The sequence below is a fragment of the Enterobacter cloacae complex sp. IR5412 genome (assembly GCF_049237385.1).
GTDB lineage: Bacteria > Pseudomonadota > Gammaproteobacteria > Enterobacterales > Enterobacteriaceae > Enterobacter > Enterobacter intestinihominis.
Genome location: NZ_JBMKHQ010000010.1, coordinates 127405 through 135453, shown reverse-complemented (window position 1 = coordinate 135453; position 8049 = coordinate 127405). Strand labels below are relative to the sequence as shown.

At 57.9% G+C, this 8049-nt stretch carries 6 protein-coding genes; all 6 read left to right on the top strand.

Annotated elements, in window-relative coordinates; translation table 11 throughout:
- The first annotated feature begins 147 nt into the window (after positions 1-147).
- Entirely contained in the window at positions 148-1047 is a 900-nt protein-coding gene (locus ACOTX2_RS17730) for a lysine exporter LysO family protein (protein WP_022647606.1), read from the top strand.
- Between the two features lie 144 nt (positions 1048-1191).
- Complete coding sequence (gene hcp, locus ACOTX2_RS17725; protein WP_023299708.1) at positions 1192-2844, top strand: hydroxylamine reductase; 1653 nt, start codon at positions 1192-1194, stop codon at positions 2842-2844.
- Positions 2845-2854: 10 nt separating this feature from the next.
- A complete protein-coding gene (gene hcr / locus ACOTX2_RS17720) occupies positions 2855-3823 on the top strand; it encodes an NADH oxidoreductase (RefSeq protein ID WP_063148384.1) in 969 nt (322 codons plus the stop codon).
- A 238-nt stretch (positions 3824-4061) separates the two neighbouring features.
- Entirely contained in the window at positions 4062-5780 is a 1719-nt protein-coding gene (poxB, locus tag ACOTX2_RS17715; protein WP_022647603.1) for a ubiquinone-dependent pyruvate dehydrogenase, read from the top strand.
- A gap of 38 nt (positions 5781-5818) precedes the next feature.
- Entirely contained in the window at positions 5819-6820 is a 1002-nt protein-coding gene (ltaE, locus tag ACOTX2_RS17710) for a low-specificity L-threonine aldolase (RefSeq protein ID WP_063148385.1), read from the top strand.
- A gap of 10 nt (positions 6821-6830) precedes the next feature.
- A partial coding sequence (locus tag ACOTX2_RS17705; RefSeq protein ID WP_421625950.1) for an NAD(P)H-binding protein occupies positions 6831-8049 on the top strand: 1219 nt, incomplete at its 3' end.

The following is an 8049-nucleotide window of genomic DNA, read 5'->3' as shown; positions in this document are numbered from 1 at the left end:
TGCGCCTTACCCGACCTACGTGAGTGTGCACTTTGTAGGCCGGGTAAGGCGCAGCCGCCACCCGGCTTTCTTTTGCCGCTTTACTGTACAGCCTTTATTGGGTAGTGTCTCTGGCGCTTAAATGATACTCAAAAGGACCGGCTGTTCATGTTCTCAGGACTCCTCATCATTCTTCTGCCCCTAATTGTGGGCTACCTTATTCCGCTGCGTCATGAATCGGCCTTAAAGCTTATTAATCGTTTTCTCAGCTGGATTGTTTACGTCATTCTGTTCTTTATGGGGATCAGCCTGGCCTTCCTGGATAATCTGGCGACGAACTTGCTTTCCATCCTGCATTATTCTGCGGTTACGGTAGTGGTTATTCTGCTGTGCAATATTGCCGCGCTGTTCTGGCTGGAACGCACTATTCCCTGGAAAAATCACCACCATCAGGAAAAGCTTCCCTCCCGTATTGCGATGGCGCTGGAATCATTAAAGCTGTGCGGCGTGGTGGTGCTCGGTTTTTTACTGGGGCTAACCGGATGGGCTTTTTTACAGCACGCTACGGAAGCCAGCGAATATACGCTGATTTTCCTGCTCTTCCTGATCGGTATTCAGTTGCGAAATAATGGCATGACGCTGAAACAGATTGTCCTTAACCGCCGGGGCATGATGGTTGCCGTTATCGTTGTGGCCAGCTCAATGGCGGGGGGAGTGATTAACGCCTTTATTCTCGATCTGCCGCTGAAAACCAGCCTGGCGATGGCATCCGGTTTTGGCTGGTATTCGCTCTCCGGTATTCTGCTGACCGAATCGTTTGGTCCGGTGATCGGCAGCGCCGCCTTCTTTAACGATCTGGCGCGCGAGCTGATAGCCATCATGCTGATCCCCGGCCTGGTACGCCGCAGCCGCTCTACCGCGCTGGGCCTGTGCGGAGCCACCTCAATGGACTTTACCCTGCCGGTGTTACAGCGCTCGGGAGGGCTTGAGATGGTCCCTGCCGCTATTGTACACGGCTTTATTCTGAGCCTGCTGGTCCCCATTCTGATGGCGTTCTTCTCAGCCTGATACTGCTTTGGCGGTAGTGAACCTGCCGCCAAAATTGCGCTAAATCAATAACCCTCCACTTAGTATAAGAAAGCACTTTTCTCCGTTGTGGCACAGGCATAACCTTAAACATGTATCTCAAATATAACTTTAACAGGTGTGATTATGTTTTGTGTGCAATGTGAACAAACCATCCGTACCCCGGCAGGCAACGGCTGCTCTTACGCGCAGGGTATGTGCGGCAAAACCGCAGAAACGTCCGATCTCCAGGACCTGCTGATTGCGGCGCTGCAAGGCTTATCCGCCTGGGCCTTCAAGGCCCGTGAATATGGCCTTGTCGATCACTATGTCGACAGCTTTGCGCCGCGCGCATTTTTCTCCACGCTGACTAACGTTAACTTCGATTCGCCACGCATTGTGGGCTATGCCCGCGAAGCGATTGCCCTGCGTGAAGCCCTGAAAGCGCAATGCCTGAATGCCGACGCCAGCGCCCGCGTGGACAACCCGATGGCGGAACTACAGCTGGTGAGCGACGACCTGGGCGAGCTACAGCGTCAGGCCGCCGAATTTACTCCCAATAAAGACAAAGCGGCGATTGGCGAGAACATCCTCGGCCTCCGCCTGCTGTGCCTGTACGGTCTGAAAGGTGCTGCGGCGTATATGGAGCACGCGCACGTACTCGGCCAGTACGACAACGACATTTATGCCCAGTACCACAAAATCATGGCATGGCTGGGCACCTGGCCTTCCGACATGAACGCCCTGCTGGAATGCTCGATGGAAATCGGCCAGATGAACTTCAAAGTGATGAGCATTCTGGATGCCGGTGAAACCAGCACCTACGGCCACCCAACGCCGACGCAGGTCAACGTCAAAGCGACCGAAGGTAAATGCATCCTGATCTCCGGCCACGACCTGAAAGATCTCTACAACCTGCTGAAGCAGACCGAAGGCACCGGCGTTAACGTCTATACCCACGGCGAAATGTTGCCCGCGCACGGCTACCCGGAACTGCGTAAATTTAAGCATCTGATCGGTAACTACGGCAGCGGCTGGCAGAACCAGCAGGTGGAGTTCGCCCGCTTCCCTGGCCCAATCGTCATGACCTCTAACTGCATCATCGACCCTACCGTGGGCGCGTATGACGACCGAATCTGGACCCGCAGCATCGTCGGCTGGCCGGGCGTGAGCCACCTTGAAGGCGATGATTTCGGTCCGGTTATTGCGCAGGCGCAGCAGATGGCAGGCTTCCCGTACAGCGAAATTCCGCACCTCATCACCGTCGGTTTTGGCCGTGAAACCCTGCTGGGTGCGGCGGATTCCCTGATTGACCTCGTCAGCCGTGAAAAACTGCGTCACATCTTCCTGATCGGCGGCTGTGACGGCGCGCGCGGGGAACGTAACTATTTCACCGATTTCGCCACCCGCGTTCCGGAAGACTGTCTGATCCTGACCCTGGCCTGCGGTAAATACCGTTTCAACAAGCTGGACTTCGGCAACATCGAAGGTCTGCCACGCCTGGTGGATGCTGGTCAGTGTAACGATGCGTATTCAGCCATCATTCTGGCGGTCACGCTGGCAGAGAAACTGGGCTGCGGCGTGAACGATCTGCCGCTGTCGCTGGTGCTCTCCTGGTTCGAGCAGAAAGCGATCGTTATTCTGTTGACCCTGCTCTCTCTCGGCGTGACCAACATCGTCACCGGGCCGACCGCGCCAGGCTTCCTGACGCCGGACCTGCTGGCCATCCTGAACGAGAAATTTGGTCTGCGTTCCGTGACCAACGTTGAAGATGATATGAAGCAACTGCTGAGCGCGTAAGGAGTAACTCATGACCATGCCAACCTCACAATGTCCGTGGCGGATGCAGGTTCATCACATCCAACAGGAGACGCCGGATGTGTGGACACTGTCGCTGCTGTGCCATGACTACTACCCGTACCGCGCAGGTCAGTATGCGCTGGTGAGTGTGCGTAATTCGGCGGATACCCTGCGCGCCTACACGATCTCCTCCACGCCGGGCGTGAGCGAATACATAACGCTCACCGTCCGTCGTATTGATGACGGCGCAGGCTCCCGGTGGCTGACCCGTGACGTGAAGCGCGGGGATTACATCTGGCTGTCTGACGCGCAGGGCGAGTTCACCTGTGACGACAAGAAGGAAGACAAATTCCTGCTTCTGGCGGCAGGCTGTGGCGTAACGCCGATTATGTCGATGCGCCGCTGGCTGGCGAAATACCGTCCTCAGGCCGACGTGCAGGTGATCTTTAGCGTGCGTTCCCCGGAAGATGTGATTTTTGCCGAGGAATGGCGAAATTATCCGGTGACCCTGGTGGCTGAGCACAACGCTACACACGGTTTTGTCGCGGGGCGTCTGAGCCGCGAAATGTTGCAAAGCGTGCCGGACATTGCGGATCGTACCGTGATGACCTGCGGCCCGGCGCCGTACATGGAGATCGTGGAGAAAGAAGTGAACGCGCTCGGCGTGACCCGCTTCTTTAAAGAGCAGTTCTTCACGCCTGTAGCGGCAGCGGCGACCAGCGGGATGAAGTTCACGAGGCTGCAACCGGCGCAGACCTTCTTTGGTCGCGTGGGCACCACGCTGCTTGAAGCGCTCGAAAGCAATAACGTGCCGGTAGCGGCAGCCTGTCGCGCGGGTGTGTGCGGCTGCTGTAAGACGAAGGTGGTTTCCGGTGAATACACCGTCACCAGCACCATGACGCTGACCGATGCGGAAATTGCAGAGGGTTACGTGTTGGCGTGTTCATGCCATCCGCAGGGGGACCTGGTGCTGGCATAATCTGGCGCAGTGCCCCCATTTGTTGCCGGGTGGCACTGCGTTTACCCGGCCTACTTTGTACATGTTGGCTCTTCGTAGGCCCGGTAAGCGTTAGCGCCACCGCGCTTTTTGCCGGGTGACACTGCGTTTACCCGGCTTACGTTGTGCCTACTGCCTGTGCGTATGGAATACCAGGCAGCCAATACAGTGACTTTCTTCTAAGCTTGTAAGCGATATCACATAAAGGAGAAGGACCACCATGAAACAAACCGTGGCTGCATACATAGCGAAAACCCTGGAGCAGGCTGGCGTAAAGCGTATCTGGGGCGTCACCGGCGATTCGCTGAACGGACTCAGCGACAGCCTCAACAAGATGAAGACCATTGAATGGATGCCCACCCGCCATGAAGAGGTCGCCGCCTTTGCCGCGGGTGCCGAAGCGCAGCTCACGGGCGAACTCGCCGTCTGTGCAGGTTCCTGCGGACCGGGAAACCTGCACCTTATCAACGGTCTTTTCGACTGTCACCGCAACCATGTTCCGGTGCTGGCGATTGCCGCACATATTCCGTCATCCGAAATCGGCAGCGGCTATTTTCAGGAGACGCATCCTCAGGAGCTGTTCCGTGAATGCAGCCACTACTGCGAGCTGGTCTCGTCGCCGGAGCAGATCCCACAGGTGCTGGCGATAGCCATGCGTAAGGCGATCCTGAATCGCGGGGTTTCGGTGGTTGTGCTGCCGGGGGACGTGGCGCTGAAGGCCGCACCTGAAACCGCCACCACCCACTGGTACTCTGCGCCACAGCCAACCATTACCCCTGCGGATGAAGAGCTAAAAAAGCTGGCGCAACTGCTGCGATACTCCAGCAATATCGCCCTGATGTGCGGCAGCGGCTGTGCTGGCGCGCATAAAGAGCTGGTGGAATTTGCCGCTAAGCTGAAGGCGCCAGTTGTGCACGCCCTGCGCGGGAAAGAGCACGTTGAATACGATAACCCGTACGATGTGGGCATGACCGGGCTGATCGGTTTTTCCAGCGGCTTTCATACCATGATGAACGCCGATACGCTGATCCTGCTCGGCACCCAATTCCCGTACCGCGCGTTCTACCCGACGGATGCGAAAATTATCCAGATCGACATTAATCCCGGTAGCATCGGCGCGCACAGCAAGGTGGATATGGCGCTTATCGGCGATATTAAATCCACCCTCGCCGCCCTCCTGCCGCTGCTGGAAGAAAAAACGGACCGCAAATTCCTCGATAAAGCCCTGAGCGACTATCGCGATGCGCGTAAGGGGCTGGACGATCTCGCCAAACCGAGCGAAAAAGCGATCCACCCGCAGTATCTGGCGCAGCAGATCAGCCACTTCGCCGACGACGATGCCATCTTCACCTGCGACGTGGGTACGCCCACCGTCTGGGCCGCGCGCTATCTGAAAATGAACGGCAAACGACGCCTGCTTGGCTCGTTCAACCATGGCTCAATGGCCAACGCCATGCCGCAGGCGCTGGGCGCAAAAGCGACGGCACCGGAACGTCAGGTGGTGGCGATGTGCGGCGACGGCGGGTTCAGTATGCTGATGGGGGATTTCCTGTCGGTGGCGCAGATGAAGCTTCCGCTGAAAATCGTGGTCTTTAACAACAGCGTGCTGGGCTTTGTGGCGATGGAGATGAAGGCCGGAGGCTACCTCACGGACGGCACCGAGCTGCACGACACCAACTTCGCCCGCATCGCCGAAGCCTGCGGTATCACCGGTATCCGGGTGGAGAAAGCCTCAGAGGTGGACGAAGCCCTGCAACGTGCCTTCTCCATCGACGGCCCGGTGCTGGTGGATGTGGTGGTCGCCAAAGAAGAGCTGGCAATCCCGCCTCAAATCAAGCTGGAACAGGCTAAAGGTTTTAGCCTCTACATGCTGCGCGCCATCATCAGCGGGCGCGGTGACGAAGTGATCGAACTGGCAAAAACCAACTGGCTCAGGTAAAACATTTCACAAGAACTCTTAAATGAAAGGGATGTGAAATGATTGATTTACGTAGTGATACCGTTACCCGTCCGGGCCGCGCCATGCTCGAAGAGATGATGGCCGCCCCGGTCGGGGACGACGTCTACGGCGATGACCCGACGGTCAACGAACTCCAGCGCTATGCGGCCGAGCTGAGCGGTAAAGAGGCTGCCCTGTTCCTGCCCACCGGCACGCAGGCTAACCTGGTGGCGCTGCTGAGCCACTGCGAGCGCGGCGAAGAGTATATCGTCGGCCAGGGGGCGCATAACTACCTGTACGAAGCCGGCGGCGCGGCGGTGCTTGGCAGCATTCAGCCGCAGCCGATCGATGCCGCGCCGGACGGTACGCTGCCGCTGGACAAAGTCGCGGCAAAAATCAAAGCCGATGATATTCACTTCGCCCGCACTAAACTGCTGAGCCTCGAAAACACCCATAACGGTAAAGTCCTGCCGCGCGAATACCTGAAAGCGGCATGGGATTTTACCCGCGAGCGCAAGCTCGGCCTGCACGTTGACGGCGCACGTATCTTCAACGCCGTGGTGGAGTACGGCTGCGAGCTGAAAGAGATCACCCAATATTGCGACTCGTTCACCATTTGCCTCTCTAAAGGGCTGGGCACGCCGGTAGGTTCCCTGCTGGTTGGCAGCGCGGACTACATCAGACGCGCCAACCGCTGGCGCAAAATGACCGGCGGCGGGATGCGTCAGGCGGGTATTCTGGCGGCTGCCGGACTGTACGCCCTGAAAAATAACGTGTCACGCCTGAAAGACGATCACGACAATGCGGCGTGGATGGCAGCGCAGCTGCGTGAAATCGGCGCTGATGTCATGCGTCATGACACCAACATGCTGTTTGTCCGCGTCGGCGATGAGCATGCTGCCGCGCTGGGCGAATTTATGAAAGCCCGAGGCGTGCTGATCAACGCCTCCCCGGTCGTGCGACTGGTGATGCATCTTGACGTTAACCGCGAGCAGTTGACCGAGGTGGTGAAACACTGGCAGGCGTTTTTACAGCGTTAAGGAGCATACCGTGCCGCAACGTATTCTGGTGCTCGGTGCCAGCGGGTATATCGGTCAGCATCTGACCACTGCGTTAAGCCAGCAGGGGCACCAGGTGCTGGCAGTGGCACGCAACACGGAACGCCTGCAAAAACTTCATTTGCCTGGCGTGACGTGTCACAACGTTGACCTTAACTGGCCGAAAGCGCTTCCTGCGCTGCTGGAAGGGGTCGATACGCTTTACTACCTTGTTCACAGCATGGGCGAAGGCGGCGATTTTATCGCCCACGAGCGTCAGGTGGCGATGAATGTACGTGATACGCTGCTGCAAACGCCGGTAAAGCAGGTGATCTTTCTAAGCTCGCTTCAGGCGCCTGAGAACGAGCAGTCAGACCATCTGCGCGCCCGGCAACTGACGGCAGAGACATTGCGAAGCGCCCGTATCCCCGTCACCGAACTGCGGGCAGGGATCATCGTCGGCGCGGGTTCCGCCGCGTTCGAAGTGATGCGCGATATGGTCTACAACCTGCCTGTGCTGACACCGCCGCGCTGGGTACGCTCGCGCACCACGCCCATTGCGCTGGAGAATTTACTCCACTATCTGGTGGCATTGCTGGATCATCCGGCGGCGGCGCATCGTGTGCTGGAGGCGGCTGGCCCGGAAGTGTTGAGCTATCAGGCGCAGTTCGAACATTTTATGCGGGTGAGTGGCCGCCGCCGCTGGCTGGTGCCCGTCCCCTTCCCGACCCGCTGGATTTCGGTGTGGTTTTTGAATGTGATCACCTCCGTGCCGCCGACGACTGCCAAAGCGCTTATACAGGGACTGAAACACGATCTGCTGGCGGACGATCGTGAACTGCGTGCCTTGATCCCTCAGGAATTGATCCCCTTCGACGATGCCGTACGCAATACGCTGAAAGAAGAAGAGAAGCTGGTGAACTCCAGTGACTGGGGCTACGACGCGCAGGCGTTTGCCCGCTGGCGGCCCGAGTACGGCTATTACCCAAAACAGGCGGGCTGTACGGTAAAAACCACTGCCAGCCTCTCAGCGCTGTGGGACGTTGTGAACCAGATCGGCGGCAAAGAGCGCTATTTCTTCGGCAATATCCTCTGGCAAACGCGCGGCACGCTGGATCTGCTGGTGGGTCACCGGCTGGCAAAAGGCCGTCCTGCCGCCCCGTATCTGAACGTGGGCGATACGGTCGACAGCTGGAAGGTGATCATCGTTGAGCCGGAAAAACAGCTGGCGC